Source organism: Alloalcanivorax balearicus MACL04 (assembly GCF_025532145.1).
GTDB lineage: Bacteria > Pseudomonadota > Gammaproteobacteria > Pseudomonadales > Alcanivoracaceae > Alloalcanivorax > Alloalcanivorax balearicus.
Genome location: NZ_ARXS01000020.1, coordinates 25,524 through 51,570, shown reverse-complemented (window position 1 = coordinate 51,570; position 26,047 = coordinate 25,524). Strand labels below are relative to the sequence as shown.

General features: G+C 55.2%; 21 protein-coding genes, 1 pseudogene and 1 other annotated feature. Of the genes and pseudogenes, 13 read left to right on the top strand and 9 right to left on the bottom strand.

Translation table 11 applies throughout. The annotated features are described in order from the left end of the window. Positions 1 to 40 precede the first annotated feature (40 nt). From ssb to MA04_RS15775, 5 genes are all read left to right on the top strand, one after another. Positions 41 to 559, top strand: coding sequence for a single-stranded DNA-binding protein (gene ssb, locus MA04_RS15795; protein WP_022995824.1), 519 nt, complete (start codon positions 41 to 43; stop codon positions 557 to 559). A gap of 179 nt (positions 560 to 738) precedes the next feature. Beyond that, on the top strand, positions 739 to 2,019 hold the full coding sequence (locus tag MA04_RS15790; RefSeq protein WP_013743912.1) for a tyrosine-type recombinase/integrase: 1,281 nt from the start codon (positions 739 to 741) through the stop codon (positions 2,017 to 2,019). After that, complete coding sequence (locus tag MA04_RS15785) at positions 2,012 to 3,553, top strand: site-specific integrase (RefSeq protein WP_013743911.1); 1,542 nt, start codon at positions 2,012 to 2,014, stop codon at positions 3,551 to 3,553. Before MA04_RS15790 ends, MA04_RS15785 begins: the two co-directional genes overlap by 8 nt. Beyond that, positions 3,546 to 5,555, top strand: a complete 2,010-nt coding sequence (locus tag MA04_RS15780) for an integrase (RefSeq protein ID WP_013743910.1) — start codon at positions 3,546 to 3,548, stop codon at positions 5,553 to 5,555. The genes MA04_RS15785 and MA04_RS15780 overlap by 8 nt, the downstream gene beginning before the upstream one ends. A 36-nt stretch (positions 5,556 to 5,591) precedes the next feature. Continuing rightward, positions 5,592 to 6,020 carry a hypothetical protein gene (locus MA04_RS15775; RefSeq protein WP_041682769.1) on the top strand — a complete coding sequence of 143 codons (429 nt, stop codon included), beginning with the start codon at positions 5,592 to 5,594 and terminating at the stop codon, positions 6,018 to 6,020. A 777-nt stretch (positions 6,021 to 6,797) separates the two neighbouring features. On the opposite strand, the gene MA04_RS15770 is transcribed toward MA04_RS15775, so the two are convergent. Beyond that, a protein-coding gene (locus MA04_RS15770) for an IS3 family transposase (protein WP_394356160.1) occupies positions 6,798 to 8,026 on the bottom strand; the annotation gives its coding sequence in 2 pieces (ribosomal slippage) (positions 6,798 to 7,738 and positions 7,738 to 8,026; 1,230 coding nt in all). Beyond that, positions 7,632 to 7,748: a sequence feature (AL1L pseudoknot), on the bottom strand. It overlaps the preceding gene by 117 nt. Before the next feature lie 51 nt (positions 8,027 to 8,077). Here MA04_RS15770 and MA04_RS15765 point away from each other — a divergent pair. From MA04_RS15765 to MA04_RS15755, 3 genes and pseudogenes are all read left to right on the top strand, one after another. Continuing rightward, on the top strand, positions 8,078 to 9,745 hold the full coding sequence (locus MA04_RS15765; protein WP_013743901.1) for an integrase: 1,668 nt from the start codon (positions 8,078 to 8,080) through the stop codon (positions 9,743 to 9,745). 28 nt (positions 9,746 to 9,773) lie between these two features. Continuing rightward, complete coding sequence (locus tag MA04_RS15760) at positions 9,774 to 10,214, top strand: hypothetical protein (RefSeq protein ID WP_231586609.1); 441 nt, start codon at positions 9,774 to 9,776, stop codon at positions 10,212 to 10,214. 195 nt (positions 10,215 to 10,409) lie between these two features. Continuing rightward, a pseudogene (locus MA04_RS15755) lies at positions 10,410 to 10,649 on the top strand (integrase core domain-containing protein); the annotation flags it as partial. A gap of 232 nt (positions 10,650 to 10,881) precedes the next feature. On the opposite strand, the gene MA04_RS15750 reads toward MA04_RS15755, so the two are convergent. From MA04_RS15750 to MA04_RS15725, 6 genes are all read right to left on the bottom strand, one after another. Continuing rightward, entirely contained in the window at positions 10,882 to 11,751 is an 870-nt protein-coding gene (locus tag MA04_RS15750; protein WP_013743899.1) for a LysR family transcriptional regulator, read from the bottom strand. A 4-nt stretch (positions 11,752 to 11,755) separates the two neighbouring features. After that, the gene (locus tag MA04_RS15745) at positions 11,756 to 12,757 is read right to left on the bottom strand and encodes a phosphonate dehydrogenase (protein ID WP_026485313.1); all 1,002 of its coding nucleotides are present in this window, start codon (positions 12,755 to 12,757) and stop codon (positions 11,756 to 11,758) included. Between the two features lie 19 nt (positions 12,758 to 12,776). Further along, complete coding sequence (gene phnC, locus MA04_RS15740) at positions 12,777 to 13,577, bottom strand: phosphonate ABC transporter ATP-binding protein (protein ID WP_041682765.1); 801 nt, start codon at positions 13,575 to 13,577, stop codon at positions 12,777 to 12,779. A 33-nt stretch (positions 13,578 to 13,610) separates the two neighbouring features. Beyond that, positions 13,611 to 14,459 (bottom strand): phosphonate ABC transporter, permease protein PhnE, encoded by an 849-nt coding sequence (gene phnE / locus MA04_RS15735; RefSeq protein ID WP_013743895.1) that lies wholly within the window; start codon positions 14,457 to 14,459, stop codon positions 13,611 to 13,613. Positions 14,460 to 14,582: 123 nt separating this feature from the next. Next, positions 14,583 to 15,479 (bottom strand): phosphate/phosphite/phosphonate ABC transporter substrate-binding protein, encoded by an 897-nt coding sequence (locus tag MA04_RS15730; protein ID WP_013743894.1) that lies wholly within the window; start codon positions 15,477 to 15,479, stop codon positions 14,583 to 14,585. Positions 15,480 to 15,503: 24 nt separating this feature from the next. Further along, complete coding sequence (locus MA04_RS15725; protein WP_003118418.1) at positions 15,504 to 16,364, bottom strand: phytanoyl-CoA dioxygenase family protein; 861 nt, start codon at positions 16,362 to 16,364, stop codon at positions 15,504 to 15,506. 317 nt (positions 16,365 to 16,681) lie between these two features. Between MA04_RS15725 and MA04_RS21805 the strand changes: the two genes are divergently transcribed. The 4 genes from MA04_RS21805 to gspD all read left to right on the top strand — a co-directional run bounded on the left by MA04_RS21805 (position 16,682) and on the right by gspD (position 21,931). Beyond that, positions 16,682 to 16,909 (top strand): SRPBCC domain-containing protein, encoded by a 228-nt coding sequence (locus tag MA04_RS21805; protein ID WP_121739573.1) that lies wholly within the window; start codon positions 16,682 to 16,684, stop codon positions 16,907 to 16,909. A 1,023-nt stretch (positions 16,910 to 17,932) separates the two neighbouring features. Further along, complete coding sequence (gene gspN, locus MA04_RS15720) at positions 17,933 to 18,652, top strand: type II secretion system protein N (protein ID WP_262461483.1); 720 nt, start codon at positions 17,933 to 17,935, stop codon at positions 18,650 to 18,652. A 209-nt stretch (positions 18,653 to 18,861) separates the two neighbouring features. After that, complete coding sequence (locus tag MA04_RS15715) at positions 18,862 to 19,728, top strand: type II secretion system protein N (protein WP_240342743.1); 867 nt, start codon at positions 18,862 to 18,864, stop codon at positions 19,726 to 19,728. 94 nt (positions 19,729 to 19,822) lie between these two features. Further along, positions 19,823 to 21,931, top strand: coding sequence for a type II secretion system secretin GspD (gene gspD / locus MA04_RS15710; protein WP_163125786.1), 2,109 nt, complete (start codon positions 19,823 to 19,825; stop codon positions 21,929 to 21,931). A 96-nt stretch (positions 21,932 to 22,027) separates the two neighbouring features. Here gspD and MA04_RS15705 read toward each other — a convergent pair whose 3' ends face one another. Together MA04_RS15705 and MA04_RS15700 are read right to left on the bottom strand one after the other, a co-directional pair. Beyond that, the gene (locus MA04_RS15705; RefSeq protein ID WP_163125784.1) at positions 22,028 to 23,083 is read right to left on the bottom strand and encodes a hypothetical protein; all 1,056 of its coding nucleotides are present in this window, start codon (positions 23,081 to 23,083) and stop codon (positions 22,028 to 22,030) included. Further along, positions 23,070 to 24,566 (bottom strand): adenylate/guanylate cyclase domain-containing protein, encoded by a 1,497-nt coding sequence (locus tag MA04_RS15700; RefSeq protein WP_022995819.1) that lies wholly within the window; start codon positions 24,564 to 24,566, stop codon positions 23,070 to 23,072. Before MA04_RS15700 ends, MA04_RS15705 begins: the two co-directional genes overlap by 14 nt. 360 nt (positions 24,567 to 24,926) lie before the next feature. Here MA04_RS15700 and MA04_RS15695 point away from each other — a divergent pair, with 360 nt between their 5' ends. Then, positions 24,927 to 25,904: an alpha/beta fold hydrolase gene (locus MA04_RS15695; protein WP_163125780.1), complete on the top strand. Its 978-nt coding sequence runs from the start codon at positions 24,927 to 24,929 to the stop codon at positions 25,902 to 25,904. Positions 25,905 to 26,047: the final 143 nt, after the last annotated feature.

Sequence of the window (26,047 nt, the reverse complement as noted above, 5' to 3'; positions counted from 1 at the left end):
GCCGCAGGGCGGCCCGTCGAATTTGAGGGAGTGAAAGGCCATGGCGAGAGGGGTGAATAAAGTGATACTGATCGGCAACCTGGGTGCCGATCCGGAAACCCGCTTCATGCCCAGTGGCGGGGCGGTGACCAATGTCCGCCTGGCCACCTCGGAAACCTGGAAGGACCGGCAGACCGGTCAAATGCAGGAACGTACCGAATGGCACCGGGTGGTGTTCTTCAACAAGCTCGGCGAGATCGCCGGTGAATACCTGAAGAAGGGCAGCAAGGTCTACATCGAAGGTTCGATCCGTACCCGTAAATGGCAGGGGCAGGATGGCCAGGACCGCTACACCACCGAGATTGTCGCCAACGAAATGCAAATGTTGGACGGCCGTGGTGACGGCGGTGGCGGCTTCGGTGGCGGGGACCGCCAGGGCGGCGGGGCGCCCCGTCAGCAGCAAGGAAGTTACGATCAGGGCGGCGATGACTACAACCAGGGCGGTGGCCAGAGCAGTGGCGGCCAAGGTGGTGGTTTCGGCGGCCCGGCAGACGATTTTGACGACGATATCCCGTTCTAAGGCTTACCACTCTCTTGAGTGTCAACAAAACCCAGTAGCTCGTTGAAGCTACTGGGTTTTTTCTTTTTGGCAGGTAAATTGCCCACATCTCTCAAGTCTTAGTAAGGCGTACTGTATTTGCAGTGTAAACAACATATGTTTAGTGTTCTGTCTTATCGAAAGGACAACCTCTTAAACATATGCAAGCAAGGTCTTATCGTGTCGTAATGGTGGTTAAAGCAGATGGGGAGCGCTTCCCCCTGCTGACACGTGATGGCATGCCCTTGTGGGCTACCACGCTGTATAGCCTGACGGAGCTGCGCGCAAAGAATAGAGCAACCAAAACGCTTGAGGCGCATCTGCGGGCTCTGGCGCTCTTCTATGTATTCCTTGATCAGCACGGGATTGATCTTGATTACAGAATTTCTGAAGGCGAGACGCTTCACATGCATGAGGTGGATGAGCTGATTCAAAATTGCAGGCTGCAAATGCGCGAGGCCTATCAAAACAACGCTGCTGCAGATTCTTTGTCTCCGGGGTTTCGAATAGGCAATTTGGAACGGTTTAGAAAAAGCCCCGATATGCGTCGGCAGAAAAGCGTTGTTCCACATTTGGCGGCTACGCGCATACAGGCAATCTGTAACTATTTTGAGTGGCTGATGCTCGACAGGATAGACCGAATTAGGGCTAATCCAAATTTACGTCAGATGCTAGAAACATCCTTTCAGCGTACCTTAAATGCGCTGAGAGCACGGAGTCCCAGAATTGATCTGCGTGGGAAGGTCCTAGAGCGAGAAGGGCTTAGCCTTGAGGCACAGAGGCGATTATTGGAAGTTATTGATCCTTGGTTTCCGGGAAATCCTTGGCGCAACTGGGGTGCAAAAGTACGCAATCAACTAATCATCGAGTGGTTGTATCGCCTGGGGGTGCGCAGAGGAGAGTTGCTGGGAATTCGCATTGGTGATATAGATTTTCGAAAGGGGCAGGTCACGATTCACAGGAGGGCCGATGACAAACAGGACCCCAGGAAAAATCAGCCAAATGTAAAAACAAAGGCTCGGGTGCTGAGCGTTGATCAAGATTTATTGAAAAAAACGCAGGAATATATCATGAACTTTAGGCGCAGATTGGAGGGCGCTCGAAGGCATGATTTCTTATTTGTCACAGTGGATACCGGAAAGCCAATTTCCATCCCCGCGTTCGACAAAATTTTCAAGGTGCTTAGAAGCAGCGGAAATGATCTGCCTGTACTGCTATTTGCTCATCTTCTTCGTCACACATGGAATGACAATTTTTCACGGCAAATGGATAAAAATGAAGTGCCCGAGGACAAAGAGAGAAAATATCGATCCTACCTCATGGGATGGTCTGAAACCTCTGGAACAGCCGCTACGTATACGAGACGGCATACGAGAAAGGTAGCAGAAAAAATATCCCTGTCGATGCAGGCTCGTGTAATCGGTGGAGGCCGTGATGCATAGTACAGCCATATCTCACGTTAACAATGTGGATTCTGGCCTTCTTCCCGAGATTGCGTATTCGCGTTCCGGTGTTGCGTTTAATCCGCGAGAGGGAGTGTGGAAATTCAGGGATGCCGTGAATGATGTTCGTCTGAACTTCGACGATCTTCCAATATCTGATTTACTAAAGACGAGCTTAAAGAAAACGTTGCTTTGGTATATGCAAGACCGAGCCTCATCATCAGCAATGTCGCATTTAGGTGGGTTTCGTAAATTTTGTATATTTGTTAGAGAAAATACAAGCTCGATACTGGAGTCGATTGATGAGAATGCATTGATTAGCTATCGAGCAAGCTTGCCTGTAAGCAAGAAATGGCAGTTTGGGGTGCTGTCGACATTGCTTAGGAAATGGGTGGGCTTGAACCTTCCTGGTGTGACGGAGGTTGCCGCTAAACTGCTGTCCGATTTAAGGAATCCAGGAATGCAGAAGGGGAAATCTATCCTTAATTCTGATCCTATCCATGGCCCTTTGAATGACATAGAGTTTCAGATGGTGTCCTCTGCCATGAAGAAGACATACGAAGATAAAACCCTACAGCTATCCGACTATGCCCTGCTTCTGCTGGTAATGGGGTTAGGGCAAAGGCCTGTCCAGTATGCCTCTCTCAAGGTTTGCGATGTTTGTCGTATTGAGACCGAGCATGGACTAATAAGCTACCTGCTGAGAATGCCTCGTGCAAAACAGAGATTGCAATTGGCGAGGTCGCAGTTCACAAATAAGCTGCTCAATCCCGAGTTGGGAGGGTATGTGTGGGCTCATGCTGAGGAGGTGAGGAAAAAATATTCTATTTTTATCAGTGATGTAGAAGAGTGTCCTCTCTTTCCCGATCCATTGCATGCACGGCATAATTATTTGCCTGGTTTTGAGCTTCATCAGACATCACAGGAACTAGGTGCACACCTCACGAAAATAGCAAATCGTCTGCGGGTGATTTCGCCACGTACCGGAAAATTCATAAATCTAACGACGTACCGTTTCCGTCGCACAACAGGGACGCGAGCTGCGCAGGAGGGCTATGGCGAGTTAGCGATTGCCGCACTGTTGGATCACACAGATACACAGAATGTTGGTGTGTATATTGAAGCGCTGCCCGATATCGTTAAGCGCATTGACAAAGCAATAGCGTTGTATATCGCGCCTCTGGCACAAGCGTTTGCTGGGAAACTTGTGGATCGAGAACAGGACGCTGAGCGTGGCGGTGACCCCAGCAGCAGAATTACGAGTCCGGTTATCGACGCCAAACCCATGGGGAGCTGCGGTAGCTACGGATTCTGCAAGGCGTTGGCTCCCCTGGCTTGTTACACCTGCGGCGACTTTCAACCTTGGCGGGAGGGGCCTCACGAAGCCGTCTTAGACTATTTGTTGGCCGAACGAGAGCGTTTGGGCAAGTCAGCAGATATGCGTATAGCTGCAGTTGAGGATCAAACCATTTATGCGGTGGCTGAGGTGATCCTATTGTGTCGTAAGCAGTTGCAGGGTGATAGAAATGGCTGAGATTATCGTTTTTCAACCTCGCCCTGAATTGGATGCCGCTCAGAATATGCGAGGATTTATAACTTCCTGTCGAGACCTGTTGACGGTGTTTGGCACGGATTTGGATTTTGATGCTTTGGTTTGGGACGTGACGGAGTATCTGGAAATTAAGGGACGCGGAAAGAAAAGGCATCGATTGATATTCTCGACATTGGAAACTATGGAACAGTCAGATCCTCAACCTTTTAGTGAGCCATTTCTGTCTTTTTCTAAGTCGTATATCCGCTATATGCACGGAGTCAGGCCGACAAAAAATATTGCCTTCCGTTTGGCAGCTTTGCGTGCTTTGCATTCTGCATTGAACGAGTCTAGCAGTTGCAATCCTGTGCACCTTAAGCCGATACATTTTAATCGTGCAGGTCAAATGATTAGCGAGAGATACAAGATGACCACGGCATACAGAATTGCCGGTCAACTGGAAATGGCCGCAGATTTCCTGTCAGAAAATACACTAACCTCAGTCAGGTTTTCCTGGAGGAACAGTCTTCCTCGGCCTGGTGATGCTGTTAGGATTGGTAAAGAGTTTGAAGTCAAGAGGCTGCAGAAAATACCGTCGCAGGAGGCGTTGGATGCATTACCGAAAATTTTTCGGATGGCGTTGAGCCCTCCAGATGTGCTGTTTTCGTCCGTGGCTGCAATCCTATGTGCAGCTCCAGATCGCGTTAATGAAGTGTTGTCTTTAGCGCATGATTGTGAGGTGTGGGAGAAGGGAACGGGTGACGATGATCTTGTGTATGGCTTGAGGTGGAGTGGCAGCAAGGGAACTGGGGAGATAACTAAGTGGCTAATTCCCTCTATGGCTTCCGTAGTGCAAGAGGCGATTGAGAAAATTCGCCGTGTTACATCAGAAGCACGAACCATTGCGATATGGTACGAAGAGAATCCTCACGGCTTATATTTGCCAGACGAGATGGAATATTTACGAAACAAAGATTTATCCATGCTCGAAGTGGCCGATATAATCGGGTTGTCCGGTGCTGAGAGTTCGTCGCGTCAATGGTGCAAAAATAATAAAGTGTCCCTTATCAGTATGGGTACAGGATATGTAGCGCGGTTTTCTGATGTTGAGAGGGCGATATTGAGATATCTGCCGGCTTCATTTCCTTATGTAGATCATGGGCATTCCTTGAGGTTTAGTGACGCGCTATTCGTTGTTCAGCGTAATGGAATGCACATGCAGCGGGGGACGTATCGTTGCATGATTGAACCTGTCACGATAGATCAAATTAATTCAGGATTTGGCTCAAGAGTTAGGCATGGCTTTCCGTCAATTTTTACTCGACTGGGATTTGCTGCGCTGGATGGCTCCCCTCTAAAGGTTACCAGTCATCAGTTTAGGCATTATTTGAATACATTAGCCCAAAGCGGCGGCATGAGTCAGCTCGATATTGCAAAGTGGTCGGGCCGAATTGATATCCGACAAAACGAGGTGTATGACCACATGTCGGCTCAAGATATGTTGGCTCAGATACGTGAGGCGGCTGGAAACGAGAAAAATATAAGTGGGTCGCTAGCTAAAATCTCCCCTAACATGCCTGTTTCACGAGAAGACTTTGTGAAGTTAAGGTTTCCCACCGCACATACGACTGATCTCGGCTTTTGCGTACATGATTTCACGATGAGTCCCTGTTCGCTGCATCGAGATTGCATTCATTGCGAAGATTTAGTCTGTATTAAGGGCGATGAGAGTCAGGGCATGCGTGTACGAAAAATGCTGGATGAGTCTCGTGCCCTTCTTAAGATAGCTCAAGAAGGGGAGAGCGAGGGCTATGCAGGTAGCAATCGCTGGATAGAGCATCAAAAATCCACAGTTGAGCGTCTTTCGATGCTATGCGCTTTGGTGGAAAACCCAAAAATCAGACAGGGGGCAGTATTGCCACTTTCCCTGATGCAGAAGAAAGTGCTAATTGAAAAGGAAGGTACGTCTGTTTCTCGGATCTCCTTTTCTCCTAAATCGCGCTAGCTAATTGATAGGGAAAACGTCTGACGAGCGATTGATATGGCAGAAAAGAAGCGAGCTAAAAACCTTTCGGAATCGGATATCGACAGGATCGTAGATATTCTTGATGGTTGGAGTGGCACTCCCCTAACTTGGAGCTTTTTAATTGACGAAATCGAGCGGAAACTATTTCGGCGCTACACTAGGCAGGCATTAAATCGCTACCATAGGATTAAATTGGCATATGCAGTAAGCAAAGAACGTCACCTGCCTCAGGCATATGAAAATGAGTTGTTGCATCCCGAACTCAGGGTGGCGCTTGAGCAAATAGAAAAATTAACTGCACAGAACCGGAGATTGGAAGAGGAAAACCAGCAGCTTTTGGAACAGTTCGCACGCTGGGCATATAACGCATATCAGGCTGGGATAAGCGAGGCGCAGTTAAATCGAGATCTGCCCCCGGTTAACCGAGGTCAAACAACGCGATAAATCGGAGTATTTTTCAGTAGCTTTGCGTCGATTGCGGGGGCAGGTATGACCATTGATGTAGCGGCACTGAGGCTACGTGAGAATGGCGAAAAGCACCCAATGATCCTCGATATATTGCAGAAATGCCGTACGAATTCGCGTTCAACCGAGACTTGGGGGGATCGCTTTGAGTGTCTGATGTGAGCCCTTTTGACGCTTAATCCTCAGTATTTGTCGATTTTGAGGCGCTATCGACCGTTGATTACTTGACGGGAGAGCTTAGGGATGCCGCAGGTTGCTTACAGGCCTATAATACTGTATAAATATACAGTATTATAGGCCTGTGTTTGTGAGCTGCAACGCATCTATAGATCAGACCCTGGCAATTTGACGTCTGGACGTCAAATTGCTATGCTTAAGCGCTATGGAGGAAGGTATGTTGCGTAATGCCCCTGGGAGTGTACGAGATTCGATCGTGGAGTTTCTGTCCACAACGACGAGCGCATCAATTCACGACATTCAGGAAGCCGTCGAGTCTCGGATTGGTAATGTCTCAGCATCCTCGGTGCGCTCCTACCTTAATCTCAATGTGCCTGGGGTTTTCGAGCGCGTGGGTAGAGGGACCTACCGGCTGACTGGTCAAGTGAGCCAGCCTACGGCCGACGTGTCCGACATTCCGATTTTTCGGCATGGACTTGCAACGCTGTACCACGCAGACTGTTTTGACTGGCTTAGGGAGCAACCCTCGCAGTCGGTACATGAACCGCCCCGGGTTCCGTGGAGGCTGGTTGGTTTAAGTTAGACCTTGAGGGCGACCTTTTTAGTCAGTTGCCGATAATAATTTTCTTCGGCTTCTGCCGGTGGAATATACCCGATTGGCTCCAGCAGTCGGTGATGATTGAACCATGACACCCATTCCAGAGTAGCCAGTTCGACCGATGCCTTGGTTTTCCAAGGGCCTCGACGGTGGATCACTTCGGCCTTGTATAAGCCGTTAATAGTCTCTGCCAAGGCGTTGTCGTAGCTGTCTCCACGACTACCCACCGAGGGCTCGATACCGACCTCAGCGAGTCGCTCTGTGTACCGGATAGAGACGTATTGAGAACCCCGGTCACTGTGATGCACCAGACCATCGGTCTGCGCCGGTTGACGGTCGTACAACGCCTGCTCCAACGCATCGAGCACGAAGTCGGTATGCATGGAACTGCTGACACGCCAGCCCACGATACGGCGGGCAAACACGTCAATCACGAAGGCCACGTACAACCAGCCTTGCCAGGTCGATACGTACGTGAAGTCCGATACCCACAGCTGATTAGGACGGTCGGCTTTGAACTGCCGATTCACGTGGTCCAGTGGGCATGGTGCCGACGTGTCGGCTACGGTGGTGCGAACCGACTTGCCGCGCCTGGCTCCCTGGATGCCCATACGTTGCATCAACCGCGCCACCGTGCAGCGTGCCACGGCGTGCTCTTCACGGTGCAACTGACGCCAGACCTTATCGGCCCCGTAGACCCTCATGTTCCTCTCCCAAACCCGCTGAATCTCAGGCATCAGAACCGCATCTCGCTTGGCGCGTGCACACAGTAGCTGCGGATTCCTTTTTTGTGCGGCATAACGTCGGTAGCCTGACGGGGCAATCTGCAAGACCTTGCAAAGTGGCTCGACCCCGTAAGTTTCCCGATGCTCGTCAATAAACCGTCGGATTACTTCAATCGGCGGTCGAGCTCCGCCTGGGCAAAAAAAGCGCTCGCCAGTTTCAAGATTTCATTGGCTCGGCGCAACTCCTTGACCTCGCGCTCCAGTTCTTTGACACGCTCGCGCTCGGCGCTAGGCACCCCGTCGCGCACGCCGGAATCGATCTCATGCTTGCGCACCCATTCGTTCAGCGTTTGCGCCACACAGCCAATCTTAGGCGCAATCGATTCGATGGTCGCCCACAGCGATGGATACTCGCCCCGGTGCTCCAGAACCATACGTACGGCACGCTCGCGCACCTCAGGGGAAAATTTGTTTTGCTTCTTCATAGCTCCATTTTCTCAGATGTTGGAGCCTCTACAAAACCCGGGGCGGTTCAGATGGCGGGCGAATGTTTCCAGGGTAGCGCTTTTGGTACTGGAAACCAAATTGAGCGAATTGCGTCTTTCTTAGAAAGGCACCGCCTTGTCATGATTCCATCCAATAACTGGCAGAATCCTATAAAACGACAACGGGATAGGGGCAGAGTCGGTAAGCAATTTGATGAGGAGCGCGCCGCAAAGTTGCCTTCGGAAGCGGCGTTAGAAGCGCTTCCGAAAGTCTTCCGGCTTGCAGATGAAACTCCCTACGTGCTGGTGTCATCTATTGCTGCAATCCTGTGCGCTGCTCCTGACCGAATTAATGAGGTCCTCCTTTTGTCCGTTGACTGTGAGGTACGGCAAAAGCAATCGGATGGATCGGAGGCCTATGGTCTTCGGTGGTGGCCTGCCAAGGGCGCTGACCCAATGGTGAAATGGATCGTTCCGTCCATGGTCGATGTGGTGGTAGACGCGATTGCGAAGATACGCAAACGCACAGATCACGCTCGTAATGTAGCGCGATGGTACGAAGAAAATCCGAATCAAGTTTATTTATCGACCGAGTTTGAATACTTGAGAGGGCAAGAGTACCTTAAGAACATTGAAGTCGGACGGGTTCTCTTCGGAAAGGACGTGGACCGGAGCATCATAAATTTGTGGTACCGGAACAAAAACATAAAGACAGCCACTATTGGCGGGGTACGGTGCTATCGCTTCGTTGATATTGAGCGCAATGTACTATCCATGCTCCCATTGCACGCTCCTTGGCTAAACAAGGATCTCGGTCTGAAGTATAGCGACGCACTCTTCACTGTATGTAGAAATGACCTAGCGGCGGATAAGGCTACTTGGCCTGGGGTTGTTGCGACAGTAAGCATCAACCAGGTGAACAACAGGCTGGGCCCGAAAACAGGCAGTCACCATGAAACCATCTTTAGTCGTTACGGATTTACAGAGCCTGACGGTAGCCCGATCAAGGTTACGACACACCAGTTCCGGCACTATCTAAATACACTGGCACAAGCGGGGGGGTTGAGCCAGCTCGATGTTGCCAAATGGTCCGGACGGAAGGACATTCGCGAAAATGCGACGTATGACCATGTGTCCGCTGATGAGCTAGTATTAAAGATTCGTGGTGCATTAGGGGATGACAGCCAGATGTTTGGCCCGTTGGCCAATCTTCCCAAGCGCATCGTAATTCACCGAGATGAATTCGCCCGCCTTAAAGTTCCGACTGCTCATACTACCGAATTCGGTGTGTGTATCCATGATTACACCATGGCTCCCTGCCAGCTACATGCTGACTGCCTCAATTGTTCTGAGCAGGTCTGCGTAAAAGGCGATGAGGTTCGGTCAGCCAGGATTCGGGATGAGCTGGTGACTGCTAGAGAGAATCTAGAGGCAGCCAAGCAGGCTCATGCTGACGGTTACTTTGGAGCTAGTCGGTGGGTAGACCATCACGAGCTGACGGTAAAAAGGCTGGCTCAATTGTGTGCCCTTCTTGATGACCCCAGTATTCCTCATGGTGCGGTCATCCAACTGTCAAACCTTCCTGTCCCGTCAAGAATCGAGCAAGCCAAAGTAGCTCGGGCCGCTTTAACGCACCGGCCGGAGCCCTCTCCTAGTGCGATTATATCGACTGAAACCATGCGCAACCTGATGCTCGCGATGGAGAAAAATGATGGCTAGAAATAGGCCGAAAGTTCGAGCACGTAACTTGGAAGACCAGGATATAGAAGCCATAGTTAGCATTCTCGACGGCTGGGAGGGGAAGCTTACTTGGGAATTACTCATTGAGATTGTCGAGCAACGACTTAACGCCCGATACACAAGACAAGCCCTAAATCAGCGGGTTCGCATAAAGCAGGCCTTCCAATTAACGAAGAGCCGCGTTGCAGGGCTTCCAAATGCTCGGTCAAAAAGCTCCCTTGGCTTGGGAGCTACAGAAGCACAGGCGCTTTTAGAACGTCTTGAGCGTATTGAGGCCGAAAATGCCCGGCTTAAGGTCGAGAACGAAAGACTGCTGGAGCAGTTTGTTGTGTGGGCTTACAACGCTAGCAACCGGGGCCTGGATGCCCAGTTGCTGAGCCAACCGCCGCCAAGAGTTCACCGAGATCAAACTAAACTCGGAGTTGTCCGAAAGGCTGCCAAGTTGTAGTTGACCTTACTGCGAGATTACGAGTTATTAATAAGCTTGTATGGGGCGATGCGGGCGTCGGTCTATGGCCCTGCACAGTACCAGCTCAATACCGTCTAATCTGTACCTGCGCAACCGATACCATCTCACAGCGAAGAGAGGCTCCGGCAGGCAAACTTCTGCTGAAGGAGTTAGCTTTTCGGTATCCCCGCTATGGGCAAGCCATGGCAGCACGGCACCACCGAAAGTTTCAATGGCAAACTGCGTGACGAGTGCTTCAGTCTGGAATGGTTTCGCAACCGGATCGAGGCCAGAATCGTCATCGCGGATTGGCGGCGCCATTACAACGAGGTACGACCGCATTCCAGCTTGGGCTACCTGACGCCGTTGCAAATGGCCCAAAGCTTGAGGAACTGTTTATCAATCCATGCCATTTCCCAAATGGCGGTGGTATGAAAAAACGGAGCAGGTCACTTTATCGGGATGAGAGGCTAGACTTCAAAGGTTTTGTCCTCAAAATTTCAAGAGCCAGTCGTTTGACTGGCTATTTTGTTTGTTGCCCTCGCCCATATCTTTCACTCCGTCGTAGCCGAAGCTGCCGTGGAAAGAATCGGTGTGGCGACGCCACAGCCCGAACTTCGGCGCCCAGGGTCGGCGGCGGCATTACAAGCCGAGCTCACAAGCCGATTTAGTGCGGACGGCTCAAAAGTATGTCGACGAAAGCAGCGATGGACGGATGCTTCAGCATGCCATTCCGAAACACGATGTAGATCTCCTTCCGGGGCGGATCGCCCTCAAAGGGAACCGTTGAAAACAAGACAAGTCGGGACTCGTTCTCGACGGACGCTTTCATCACGACTGATATCCCCAGTCCTGCCTGCACAGCACTTTTTACAGCGGCGGTACTGCCCAGTTGCAAGGAAACACTCAGCGTATTTGCCCGTGTACCGAGATACTGCCGAAGGACCCGTCCGGTGCCCGAGCCCGCCTCGCCTCCGATCAAGACTTGGTTTTCAAGCTGGTTCGGCCCAACACTCCGCATGCCCGCCCACGGATGCCCCAGCGGTACGATAAGTACCAGCTCTTCTCGTCGCCACAGCTTGGCAGCGAATCCCGGGCGCTCGTCCCATCTTTCGACGACAGCGATGTCCAGGTCGTAATTCTCTATGGTCCGCGCTATCGCCTCGTTTCTATCGATGACCACCTTGACTGAAAATGGCGTTCGCTCTTCAAACTCTTTTATATATGGCTGAAGCAAGTATATGCCCGTGTTAGAACTCGCACCAATCGTGATTTCATCTTTCTTTTCAAATAGAGTTCCGGCTTTACACGCCAGGTTGACGAGCTGTTGCGCATACGGCAAAAAAGTTTCACCCTCGGCTGTCAAGCTGCAACCGGCATTGCTTCGCACGATCACTTCCATCTTAAGCGACTCTTCAAGCTTCTTGATATGCTGCGTCACCGTCGACTGCGAAATGTCGAGTTGTTTTGCGGCGTCGCGGAAGCCCCCGGCTGCGACTACGGCCAGAAAACTCTCAACGTGATCGAGATTAATCACTCAGTCATCTCCCCGCTCCAACATGGTTGACCGCTCCGCGTGGAATGCGCCCTTGCAACGCTTCGAGGATACTGAGGGCGGCTTCACGCTCGATTTCCATCCGTACCGATTTGACCGCCGAACCCAGGTGAGGCGTAAAGAATGTGGGTAAAGCAGGATCAAGCAATTCGTCAGGAATAGAATGCGGCCTGTCGGGACGCGCCCATTCCTCCATCTCGAAGACGTCTGCGGCGTAACCGCCCAGATGCCCCGTCCGAAGCGCATGCACCACGGCCCGCTCATCTACGATGGAGCCGCGACAGGCATTGACGAGGTACGCACCGGGCTTCATGCGGTCTAATGCCCGAGCATTTATGGTGTGGTGGGTATCTGACGACATCGGCAGCATGGGAATGATGAAATCGCTTGTCGCCAATAGCTGGTCCAGCGATGTTCTGCTCGCATTCCATGCCCTTTCCGACTCTTGCGGCAAAGGCTGCGGATCCGTGTACTGAATTTGCATATCGAAGGCGGCCAGCCGCTTTGCGACCGCCCGCCCGACCGCTCCCGTCCCAATGATGCCGGCGGTTTTACCCGTCAAACCTGTGCCATAAAACCGCGGGGTCCAACCATTGAACTGGCGTGATCGAATGTAATTATCACCTTGCAGCATATTCCGTGTGATGCTCAGCAACAGGCCAATCGTTAGTTCAGCTGTGGGACTCGTAAGCAAATCAGGAACAATCGTAAACCAAATCCCATGGCGGGTACATGCCTCGACATCAAAGTTGTCATATCCTTTAAGCGCGGCGCCGATGACCTTCAGATTGGGGCACGCGGATAGAAAATCCGCATCTATGCTATCCGGCATAAACACCATCATCCCGTCCGCATCATTGGTGCGCAACAGTACCTCTTCCCGCGACATGGTTGAATCGGACTGATTGGAAATTACTTCAGCGGCGGTCTCAAGGAGGGCCAGCGTGTCAGGGTGGATTCGATGCGTTGTTACGATTCTTGGTTTCATGGGACCTCTGAGGAACGAACTACGCGACATGCCGCTGCAACGGCTCGTCTCTGTCGCTGTGTACGGCACGCTGCTGATAAATGGATCGTATCTTTTGCATCATGCCTTGATCATTCGGTTGGTTAGCCATATTCAAACTGATTCGCCCATCCCGCAATCCCACGACTCGATCAGACACTTCAAGTGCCAGGTCTACCTGGTGCAGGCTGCACAGGACCGCGACATTAAGATCTGTAGCCGCGGCTTTCAGCGTTTGCAGAACCGAGCGCGCCGTCAGCGGATCGAGGCTGGAGACGGGTTCGTCCGCAATAATAATCTTGGGCTTCTGCGCCAAGGCTCGCGCTATCGCAATACGCTGTTGCTGACCGCCTGACAGCAGTTGCGTAGGCGTGTTTGCATAATCGAGCATGCCGACCCGGTCCAGACATTCGAACGCGAGCACTTTGTCAGCCCGGCTGAAGCTTTTCAATGTGACGCGCCAAATGGGCATCTCTGCCAGACGCGCACCCAATACATTCTCGAGTGCTGAGAACCTTTTCACCAGGTGCAGTTGTTGGAACACGAACCCGATCTGGCCACGTACTGCCCGCAGACGCGCCGGAGACAGTTCATGTATGGATTCTCCGAGCGCCACGATAGAACCGGAGTCAATCGGCTCAAGGCCAGTGAGACATCGGAAAAGCGTCGACTTCCCTGCCCCGCTTGTGCCGAGCAAGGCAACCATTGAGCCGTGACGTACTTCGAAGTCAATCGATTCCAGGACAACTTTATTGCCGTATGACTTACCGACATTCTTTAACTGCAACGCTACATCTTTCATTGCGAACCGCCCTTCCAGTAATACGTGAAGCAATCAGTTATTCGCAGGGAGAGTTTCGAATCCCTCGCGTTTTGTGTCCAATATCAAGTACCTGAGCCGGTCACTGATGAAATCGATTGCCGACACCATCAGCAATACAACCGCCAGTACCGTAATCATCTTGTTGAATTCCAACAAGTCCACAGTATCTTTCAGGGTCTGCCCAATTCCACCTGCGCCTACGATGCCCAGTACTGTGGACGTTCTGACACTGAATTCCCAAATGTATAGAACGCTCGCGATCAGGTGCGGCATAACATCCGGGATCAGACCGTAGCGGATAATCTTTGCCCTGCTGGCACCGGTCAAGGCGAGCGCATCCAATGGCCCTTGGTCAACGGGCTCGATGGCTTCAGCAAACATTTTGCCGATTGCCCCTACCATGTGGAAAGTAATGGCCAGTACGCCGGAGAACGGACCGAAGCCCACTGCTGCTACAAATACAAGTGCATAGACAAATGTCTCCGTGCCGCGGCTGGCGTTCAGGATGGCGCGGGATACCCGATAGGTCCACTTGTTCGGACAGGTATTACGCGCAGCCATGAGTGCCAGCGGAAATGCCATGATTGTGGCGAATATCGTGCCAATCGTCGCCATGGCGAGCGTCTCGCCAGCCCCTTTTAGAATGACGTCCAGGTCGCTCAGGTCGGGTGGAAACATCTGCACGACGAATGACCATAGTCTCGGTAAACCGGCGCCTAGCTTCTGGAATTCTATCTGACACACGTACCAGGCCACTGCCAGCAAACTGAGTACTACGACCGACGTTGCAAAATGCCGCTTTCTCCTGGCTACGTCCCTCTTGACATTAGCCAGCATGACTTCTTCGATTCGCTGATTCATTGGTTCATCCTCTGTGGTATCGCGATGCGCGCCCGTATGTTCGTGCAGCGGAGACAAGGAGCTGGCGTGCGTCAGTCCACCTTGTCGTCCGCTGCCCTCATCCAAGAACGGACCCCTCGTGCTTTATAGTTTTCCCAGGATGCGGCCGGCGTCTTCGATTACCTTGTAATCGCTGTGCTTTGCCTTCACGAAGCCGTTATAGCCCGAGCCCATCAGCGACTGTGCTTTCTCTTCGGACAAGGACGTCAGTATTTCCGTGATGCGCGCTTTCAGAGCAGGATCAAAATCCTTCGGCACGGATATCGCGTCGTTCGGCAGCTTGCTGGATTCCCACACGATCTTGGACTTCGAAGGATCGATTTGACCCGCTTCGATCATCCCGTTCCGGCCCCGATCCATATCGGATCCGAGGTCGATCAGTCCGTGCTGAATCTGTGATTCGTTCTGGCCAAACGTGGCACCTTCACGATATTCAAAATAGCTCGCAGGGTCGATGCCGATGCTCTTGAAGTACGCCATCGGGATGAGCCAGCCAGAAGTGTTGCCCTGATCACTGAGTGACAGCTTCAAACCCTTCGCGTCCTCGGGCCATTTTTTGATCGGCAGATCGGCGCGACCGACAATGAGGGCTTTGTAGAACGGCTCCCCGCGGTACTTGGCCGTTGCAAGCACTTCGGTGCCGGCCTTTTTATTCGACAAGACATAGCCCCAGGGTCCGAGCCAGCCCACATCGACATGGCCATTTGTCATTGCCACAGATATTGCCGCCCAGCTTTCCGGGGAGACGATTTCATAGGTCGCGCCGAGCTGGTCGGCGAGATACTTGAATATCGGCTCAAACTCTTTGATGGTCTGGCTAGGCGTTGGACGCACCGGCGCAATTGCAAAACGCAGGTGAAGTTTACCATTGACAACCTCAGCTGCCTGCGCGGGTGTGCACACTATGATTGTGGCGATAAAGGCAAGAATGGCGCGCGTTAACGCCTTCTTGAATTTCGAAAACAGAGTAAAAACTTGCATTATGACCTCAGTGAGTTAAAGACTTCAGTAGTACTTTTGAGTCAAAGCTCGTTGACTTTCAAAGATGCGATCACCGTACATCGACAACGGATACGGGACAGTCAAAGGGAGTTCCACCATGCGCGGGAATACGGTGGATCGGCCAGAGACCATGAGGCTTTCATAATCCCCATAGTTGCCACAGCCCAGAAGTGGCCAGGCATCAGCCGCGGCATAGCCGATGAGCAGAAAACGCCGCCTGATCGTTGAGTGGTTTGGGCCTGAACCATGAAGGGTCCGGACGTGATGCAACGTGACAGTTCCTACGGGTCCCGTCAGTAACTCCCCTTCTGTCGGGTCGAGCGCTTCGTCCCAGTTGGAGCGAGAGATCGCGTGGCAAAACTCGCCCGTCTCGACGTTCCGGTGGTCGTACACTTTTCCTTTGTGGGAGCCTGGCAAGCATGCCATCGCGCCATTTTTCTCACTTGTCTCGTCGAGGAAAATTCCGAGAGTAAGAAAATCATCGTTTGTGTGGGGATAGAATGCCCAGTCCTGATGCCACTGGACTGGCGCGCCTGATGGCGGCTTGAAGTTGATTTTGCTATTGTGCAAACGGATGTTTTCGCCCAGGAAATGCCGAAGCAAATCGACGATTTTTTCCGACCTGACCAAAGAATCTATTGCATCGAAATAAAGGTGAGGATTCTCGACGCGACGCAGTAGCTTCGTCGTCTCGCCATTCTTCTTTTCGAACTGGTAAGTCTCATTGTCCGAAGCTACGCCAATAGCTCCCAATTCAATTTGCTTGACGTCTTCAAGAATCTTCGCTACTTCCTCCGCGGAGAAAAAGCTTTCAATCTTCGTATATCCCTTGTCGAGATATTCGCGTTGCTGCTCTGCAAACATGGTGATGCTCCGAGGTCTTCCAACGAATAATCGGGAGGGCAAACTGCGGCTCCTTCCGGCATGCTGATTCGATCATGTAATCAATAAGTAACTTTGATCTACAGATCGATCATGAAAGGATGGTAGATCGTCGGTATGACATAGGCATGACAGCGGGACGCGGAATGCAACACAGAAGGATGGTCGCAGCGCCTGGCAAGCGCCGCCCGTGTCGCTTTCTGCCTACGTCACAATAGGCCTTTGCACGATAATATCTGCTGTTCACCCCCGCAAATGGCAGTGAACAACCCGCTGCCACCAAACTGGAGAGAGCCGCTATGCAACTCACCGTCGAGACGAACGTACGAGCCCCGATTGAACGGGTGTGGGAGGCGTACACCACACCCGACGAGATAATTCGCTGGAATGCGGCCTCAGATGACTGGCACACCACCAGGGCCATTGTGGAGGAGTGCATGCGGTGCCATCAGTGGCGGTCGCTCAGAGGACGGCGCCGAGTATGTGACAGAGGCCATCCTTTACTTGGAGGATTCCAATCCGCATGACAATCGAGCCGTTCGAGTGACTATTGAAGGACAGAGAGTAGGGTATCTGTCGCGACAGAATGCGCGCCTTTATCGAAAGCAATTAAAACAATTGGGCCATGCGCAGATCGTCTGTAAGTGTGATGCAATGATAGTCGGCGGGTGGCACCGTTCACCTGCGGATGCGGGGCACTTCGGTGTCAAGCTTGATCTGCCAGTTGTATAGTTCCTGCCTGTCCATTCAAGCCTATACGCTTCACGGGTTCGTGGAGGACTGTAAACAACCTCGTTGGTCGGTCGGCATTTGTTTACATAAACTTTTTCTCAGTGCTCTCCCTATTGAGAAAAGCCCCATTGTTGCTGGGGAAATTTAGAAGTTTACAAACTTAGGTATACATAACCGTTCTGATTGTCCCGCCACCCGCCCAGGGGCCTTTGGTCCCTGGGCGTCCCCCGGCGCTTGCCGACGTTTCCATTTCCTGAAATCCCCGGTTCCGTGAATATTCCATGACAAAATGACGGTCATGGCGGTCACGGCTCGTCTTGTTAATGCGGTTCACCTGTTGGCGGCATGTTGCCCGCCGTCGATGTGGTCGGGCGGCATCAAGCATCAATCCAGACAATTGGCATATTCTCGTTGCCCCCGCTCCCGGGGCAACGATCTTTTTCCGCTGCGCTATGCAGGCCTCCTTCTCTCTTGTTTCGGCACCGCCTGTCACGGTTGGGTCATAAGTATTCGCCCCGGGTTGGGCCGTCATGAGCGTGTCATTGTGATGGCCCACCCTGGCGCCCCTTCTTGTGAAATCGCGCCGTCTTGCCTACCGCGCGGCATTGGCCGTATTTGATCAGGTGCTAGCAGGCTCCGGATTGAGGTACAGTTAGCGTTTCGGCTTCGTTAGTGGCGCGGTCGTACCAGCCGGTCCGTCGGGATTCGGCCAGGCAAGTTCATTGGGGTAGTGGATTCATGACCATGGATGCCATGAAAAATAAACGTCTGTGTCAGCACCATCGTGTGCCTGGCAGGATGTCGGATGTTGGATCGAAATGATGCGTCGTGGTTTCGCCTTGGGGGCGGTGTTTGTTGTCAGCCTGATCCTGTTTCTCATTGTGTTGATGCCCGCGGCGGTGCTGGTGGAACGTATTCCGCAACTGCGCCTGGGCGGTGCGCCGCTGACCCTGGCCGACGCCCGGGGCCGCTGGTGGAGCGGCTCCGCGGCGGTCAGTTGGCGCGATCAACAGGGGCGGGTGCGCTGGGAGGTCAATTGGCACGGATTGACGCCGGGGCTTGATCTGGCCATGGTATCCAACGATTTGGATGTGCAAGGCTGGTTGGGCGTTGCCTGGGGCGACTGGCGCCTGGAGCAGTGGCGCGCCAATGTGCCGGTGGCCATGGTGAGCCGCTATATTCCCCAGGGTCAGGCCGATGGCACGGTGAGGATGACACTGATTGCCCTGGAACTCGCCGATGATGCCGTGGTCGATGCCAAAGGTACCCTTGATTACAGTGGGGGCACGGTTGGCTGGGGACGTGGTGAGTCCGCGCCGGTACCGCCACTTCAGGGACGTCTGAGTATGGTGGAGACCGGTCCGTCGCTGGTGGTGACGGACCCCGAACAGAAGCAAGTGTTCGCCGCGCGGGTGGCGGAACAAAAACTGAACGTACAAGTATTCAGGGCGTGGCCCCAATTGCTCGGGGTCAGCCAGGGGGGGGATCCCTCCGATGTGGTGTTCCAGATGAGTCAGCCGTTCCCGCCAGGACGCTGAAATATAGCACTGGAAAAAAAACCGCATTTTTTATATTACGGTAATGTGTCCGCTGTAGGGTCGGTCGATGTCGGCACGCGTGAACGTGTGTTGATGTGGCGGGCCCGGGTGAACAAGGACATCCGGCCAGCCCTGGGGCGTCGGTTCCGGTACGGGAACGGCGGATATCAGTGGCGGTTGGTATAACGATAACGGGAAGTGACGCTTTTATGATTCAGTGGGCCCAAAGGGGAAACGCGCAGCAATGGCAGCCTCCGCTCCGTTTGGCGGTGATGTTGCTGTTGCTGGTGGGGCTCGCTTATGTGATCGCACAGACCGTCTGGCTGCTGAGTTACGGTCCCAATGACCCGGTACCGGAATCAGGGCTGCATACTGTGTCCGCCTCCGGGCAGGGCGGAGACCGTCGTGGTATCTCCCCGTCGGAAATGGAATCCTGGAACCTGTTCGGGGTGTACCAGGGGCAGGAGGAAGCCAGCGACAAGCCCGTCGATGCTCCGGATACCCGCCTTAAACTGCAACTGCTTGGTATCTTCCGCAGTCTGGACCGCACCCAGTCTTCCGCCATCGTTGCTGAAAGCGGCGGCGATGCCGAACTATACCGCATCGGCGATGCCCTGCCGGGCAATGCCACCGTCGAAGAAATTTACGCCGACCGTATCATTCTCAAACGCGTGGGGCAGTTGGAAACCCTGCGTTTGAACGAGCTGGCCGCGCTCGGCGGGGTTTCGGCATCGTCGCGGCCACCGCCTCCCCCTCCGCCAAGACGGCCCCAGGAGCCGTCACCGTCCGCTGAGGCGGACCTTGGCCAGCAGCGCACCACCCTGATTCGCCAGCTCGGTCTCAAGGCCGTCGCCGGTGGCGAGAGTCAGGGGTATTCGCTGGGCTCTTCCGCGCCAAAACAACTGATTGAGCAGGTCGGCCTGAATCAGGGCGACGTGATTTTGTCGGTGAACGGGTACCCCCTGGGCACCGAGGAAAATGACCTGGCGGCGTTGCAGTCGTTCCAGGAGTCCCAGAGCGCCACCATCGTGGTACAGCGTGGCGATCAGGAATTCACCGTGAGTTATCCACCGTAGCGAGACCTTTATGGAGCCCCTGAAACAGCACCGCGGAGTTTCTGCCAAGAGGCTCCTGGCACCGGCCCTAGGCAGCCTCCTGGCTGTCCTTGTTGTGTCCGTGAGCCTGCCGGCCCACGCGCAGCGCGCCGGCCAGGACCAGGTGGTGCAGAATGCCGATGGCAAGACATGGACCGTCAATATTCGCAATGCGGATATACAGGCGTTTATCAGCCAGGTGGCGGAGATGACCGGCAAGAATTTCGTGGTCGACCCGCGGGTCCGGGCCCGGGATGTGACGGTGATATCCAATCAGCCGCTGACGGCCGCCGAGGTCTATGAGCTGTTCCTGTCGGTATTGCAGGTGCACGGTTACGCCGCGGTGCCTTCCGGTGATGTGGTCAAGATCGTCACCAACACCACCGCCAAGCAAAGCAACTTGCCGATGACCGAGGCCAACGAGGCCGGCGGTGAGGAACTGGTGACCCAGGTGATCGCGGTGCAAAACTCTCCGGTGGAGGAGTTGGTGCCGGTACTGCGTCCCCTGGTGCCCCAGTACGGCCACCTGGCGGCGGTAGGCTCCGCCAACGCCCTGATTATCAGCGACCACGCGGACAACATTCAGCGCCTGCGCGCCATCATTCACCACCTCGACAATACCGAAAGCGAGGAGGTGGAAATTGTTCAACTGCGGCACGCTTTTGCCGGCAACATGGTGTCGTTACTCGATCAACTGGTCAGTAGCACGCAGGCGGCCGGGGGCGGTAATCGTCGTGCACCGAGAACGGAGTCCGCCACGGTGGTGGCCGATGAACGCACCAACCGCCTGATCCTGAAAGGCGATCGGGCCACCCGGGCGCGTTTGCTGCCATTGATCACGCGGTTGGATACGCCGTCTTCCGCCTCCAGCCGGGTTCAGGTGATTCGCTTGAGCCACGGCGATTCCGAGGATATGGCCGAACTGCTGATGAATTTCGCCCAGGGGGCGGCGGCGGTGCGCAAGGGCGGGGAAAGTAGCGGTGCCGCGGGCGGTGCCAGCGGCGCCGCCGTGGCCGGCACCGGCGACAATAAAGTGTCGATCCAGGCGGATGCGTCACTCAACGCTCTGGTGATTCGCGCCGAACCGGAAATGATGAACGAACTGCAATCGGTGATCAGCCAGCTGGACGTGCGCCGCACCCAGATCCTGATTGAGGCGGCGATTGTCGAGGTCACCGGCGATAAGGCCGACAGTCTGGGCTTTCAATATCTGGCCGGTAGCAGCAGCGGTGGCTATGGCGGTGTCAATTTCTCCGGTCAGGGGCTCAGTGTGCAAGGGCTGATTCAGGCCATGCTTACCGACGATCCCACCAATCTGACGCTGGGCGACGGTATCGCCGCCGGTTTCGGCGAAACCGATGCGGATGGCAACCTGCGTTGGGGCGCACTGGTTCAGGCCCTGGCCAGCACCACCAATACCAACCTGTTGTCCACGCCCAGCATCCTGACACTGGATAATCAGGAAGCCTCCATCATCGTGGGGGAGAACGTGCCGTTCATTACCGGGCAGTCCACTTCCTCCAGTTCCACCACCGCCAACCCGTTCACCACCATCCAGCGGGAAGACGTGGGGCTGACCCTGAAAGTAACTCCGCATCTGGCGGGTATGGATACCATCCGGCTGGAACTGGACCAGGAAACCTCCGCGGTGAAGGATGATTCCTCCGCCTCCGATATCATCACCACCAAACGCCAGTTGACCACCACGGTGCTGGCGGATGACGGTCAGACCATCGCCCTGGGCGGTTTGATCAGCGATGATGTGCAGAAGACGGTGCGCAAGGTGCCGTTACTAGGGGATATTCCGCTCCTGGGCGTGTTGTTCCGCTCCACCAGCGAGACCCATGTGAAACGCAATCTGATGGTCTTCATCAAACCGACCATCCTGGAAAGCAATGAACGTCTGGTGGAGATGACGCGCGACAAGTACATGGGGATCACTGCCATGCAGTTCAGCGTCGATGAGAATGGCGAGTTGGTACAGGAAGTGAAGAACCCGCTGCCTACCCGGGTCGATCGCCTGTTCAATGGCCGTACCAGCACCTCCGACGACTATCGCCGGGCCTATGAGCGTGAGCAGCAGCGCAGCGCCGATGAGAGTGTGGTGCCGCCGGCCTCCGGACCGGTGATCAACGCCGAACAGGGCTCGGCGGCGCAGAACAAAAAGTCCGGCGACGAACAATAACCCCCTCCGGAAGCGGTTGGAGTCCCAGCCGCTTCCTCTCCTTCCTTTCAGAGCTTTTCGGTGAGTTGGCGCTTGTTCAGACGAGAGAGGCGCGGGCTATTCCGATGAGGTGGCGTCCAGGGCCCGCAGATTGTTGAGGACCCGCCGGGTTCTTTCCAGTTTCTTGTTGAGCTCCACGTTGTCGGGTGCAAGGGGCTTGAGTTCCTGCCAGATGGCGTACGCGGCTTGGTATTCACCACGGGCGTAGAGGGCATCCCCGGTGGCCATATCCTTGGTGTAGCGTTCACGGCAAAGCGTCTCCACCTCGTCGCGTAAAGCGGTGAGATGGTTGTTGGGGGCGGACCGCAGGTACTCCCGTATCGCCAGCAGGTCCTTCAGGGAGCCGCTCTCGCGGTAGGCCGTCATCAACGACTCAGAGCGTTCCCGTTGGCGTTGAGTCTGTTGCTGCTCGGCCCTTTGGCGTGCCCGGGCCAATACCTGTTGCGCCTGACCCAGGGCCTCAGGCGCGGGTTGATCCGGCTGCAACTGATGCGCCAGATGCAAGGCTCGCTGCGCCCGTGACCAGTCGCCTTGCTCGGCGTAGGTGTTACCCACCTTGGTGAGCCGCTCGGTCAAATCGGCTTTCAAGGCCTGGCGAAGTTCAAGGGTTTGTCCCGCCTCCGGCAGGGTGTAGCCGGTGAGCGCGCTGTCCAGAGCGGCACTGTCCAACAGCGCGCGGGCCTGGGCTTGCCACCATTCGGAAAGGCGTTGCCGCAGGCGCCGGGCTTCCTGCTGGTGCAGTGATTCGCGCAAGGCCACCAGCGGGCCGGGATGGATCAAATGGCCGCCAGTGGACTCCAGCAGTCCCTGGGCGTCACGCCATTGCTCCTGCCCGGCCAGACGCTGCGCTTCCGCCAGGGTTTGCTCTCGGTATTCGCGGCTCGCCTTGATGATGTCTTCACGCTGTTGGCTCAGTTCCGGCTGATCCGGGTCTTGCAACAGGCGCGCATCCAGCATGGTCAGCGCTTCCCGATAACGGTGTTCATGGAGCGACTGTTCCAGCGACTTCCGGGTAACCTCCGGTGATGGTGGCGTGGTCTGGCATGCGCTCAGGGCGACCAGTCCGGCCAATAAAAGAAGAGGGGGGCGGCGCGCTGAATCAGGACGATGCACGGTGTCCGTCCGTGTTGAGGCGGGTCAGGAACTGGGCGATACGTTGCTCCATCAGAGTCTCGGACAAGGCGTGCACGCCATCGACCCGGTAAGTGCTGACCGGCTCCTGCCGGCCGCGAACGCGCATGGAGCCGTATTCCAGCGCCCGCACCCGGGGAGCGATGTTGGCGTCCTTGAACACGGCGGCGGCGGCGATGATTTCGCCGGCGGCGGCCATGTTGGAAAGCCGTGACGCCAGATTCACGGTATCGCCGACCACCGTATATTGCATGCGGTCACGGGAGCCCAGGTTCCCGGCCAGCATGGCGCCGGAATTGATGCCGATACGGAATTCCACGGTGGTCAGGCCACGGGCCTGCCGATGTTCGTTGAGGCGCTGGATCAGGCGCTGGATCATCACCGCGCAGCAGAGGCCATGGAACAAGTGCTCGGGATCCTCTTCCGGCACCCCGAACACGATCATGGCACAGTCACCCATGTACTTGTCGATGGTGCCGCGATAGGAATCCGCCGCCCAGGCGACGGCATCGAAGTAAACGTTGAGCATATGGGCCACCGCCTCCGGCGCCAGGCTTTCCGACAACCGGGTGAAGCCGACGATATCGGCGAACACCACCGTGGCGTTGACGTCGCGACCGCCGAGGGTGACCTGATCCAGGTCGGCCATCATGCTTTTCGCCACCGAAGGACTGACGAAACGCTGCAGTACCCTTTCCACCTGATCTTTCTCCAGCATGCTATGGGCCATGCTGTTGTAGGCTTCGATCAGCAGACCGATCTCGTCATTGCGGCGTTCACGAATACGGAACTGCAAATCGCCACGCCGCATGGCGCTGGTGGCGGCCAGCAGATCACGGATTGGCTGGGACAGCCGGCGGCTGATCACGAAAGAGGCGATTATGGCGATCAGCCCCATGATCACGGTGGCGGTGATCATGGCCGTCCGGACCTCTTTCTGGGCCAGAGCGATAGGTTGATCGGAGAGAGTGATCGCCACCGCGCCGACCTGGATATCGTTGACCATTACCGGGGAAATATAGGTGCTCATGGGCGAGCCGGCCATGGTCCAACGGCTGACGCCCGCTTCGCTCAAGGGGCCGCGCCGGGCCGGCTGCACTCCCGCTTCATCGATCAGGCCGCCGTCCCGGTCAAACAGGGTAGCGCCGTAAATATTGTCACTGCGGACCAGATTATTGATGTGCACCTTGAGCAGGAAGCGATCCTCGGCCAGCAAGGGTTCACGGGCGGTATGCGCCAATTGGGAGGCGATGGCGCCACCGAAGCTGTCCGCCTGTTGGCGCATACGTTCAAGCTGATTGTTCAGCAGGAGGGTGCCGAGAACGGCCATGCCCAAAAGAATCATGGCGGAGATCGACAGACCCATCTTCCACGCCACCGGGAAGTAGGCGGGCAGATAAGGGCGCAACAGCCGGCGGAACCGGTGCTTCTTTTGTTGCGGTTGCTGTCTTGAAGGATCGTCCACGCTGCTGTTCCTAGAGCCCGTTTTGCTAATGCCCGTCTTTGCTGAAGCTTGACCGGCGGTATCGCCGCGCCGTTGCCGGGGATGGCTCATGCCCGGACCGGGTGCCGTCGACATCGGATTGGTATTCTACCTGAATGGCCGCCCCGCCGAGGAATGGATCGAGGTCCGTCCCCGCCAGCGGCTTGCCAGGTTGTGGCTCCGGTGTCACATTGCCAGAATGACGCAGGTTAGGGAACCATGGAATGGGCCTCGTTTCCACCCAACCAGCATGACGGGCTTCGGTGTCGGATGCGTTACGCATCCGGTAGCCGGGTAGTTCGGGTTTATTGTCCCGGGAAAAGCGGGTTCCAGGAAATCACGATGGGATTTATACAAGAGCGGCGCGTGCCCGCCAACGGTCTGGATATGTTCATTGCCGAAGCGGGCGTCAAGGGCGCCCCTTTGGTGTTGTGTTTGCACGGCTTCCCGGAATGCTGGGCCTCGTGGCGCTACCAGTTGCCGGTGCTGGCTCAGTCCGGATACCACGCCGTGGCGCCGGATTTGCGCGGCTACGGCGAAACTCGTGGAGCAGCGACGGTGGAGGACTGCCGACTGTCCCGGTTGGCCGAGGATGTGGTGGCCTTGATCGACGCCCTCGGTGCTGAGCGGGCGGTGCTGGTGGGGCATGATTGGGGATGCGCGCTGGCATGGGAAGTGGCCAGGACCTATCCGGAGCGAGTGACGGCGGTAGTGGGATTGTCGGTCCCCTACGGCGGCCCCTCGCCGCGTGCGCCCACCGAGGCGATGCGGGAGCTGTTCGGAGATCATTTCTTTTATATGCTCTATTTTCAGCAAGCCGAAGTGCCGGAGCGGGAGCTTGGAGAGGACGTTCGCTATAGCCTGCGGGCTCTGTTTCACAATCTTTCCGCCGAAGGCATGGCCAACTTCCAGGTGGCGCCGGACGACAGCGGCGTGCTGGATTCCATGCGCGTGCCGGCTCGGCCCTCGCGCTGGATGCGTGAGGAAGACCTGGATTACTACGTGGCCCGTTTCGACAAGACCGGGTTTACCGGTGCGCTCAACTGGTATCGGGCCATGGATGCGTCCTGGGAAGAAAGCCGCGCTGACGACAACTGGACGATCCCGGCGCCGGTGCTGTTTCTCGGTGGCATGCAAGACCCGGTATTGATGTTCAGTCAGAAGGCTCTGGCACGCATGCCGGACTACGTGCCGAATCTGAATACCGTGGTACTGGACCAGTGCGGGCACTGGATCCAGATGGAACAGGCGGCGGAAGTGAATCGGGAGATGCTGGCGTTTCTGGCGGAGGCGGCTCCACCCGGAGTGGATCACCCCTAACCCTGATCTGTATCAAGGGCGGCCAGGCGTGGATCGGCGACTATTCTCTCCGGGGCGCAAGCCCCGCTGCGTATGCTTCCGGTATATCCGGTTTTTCAAGGCCCCACGGCGGGGCCTTTTTTAATGGTGCCGCGTGGAATGAA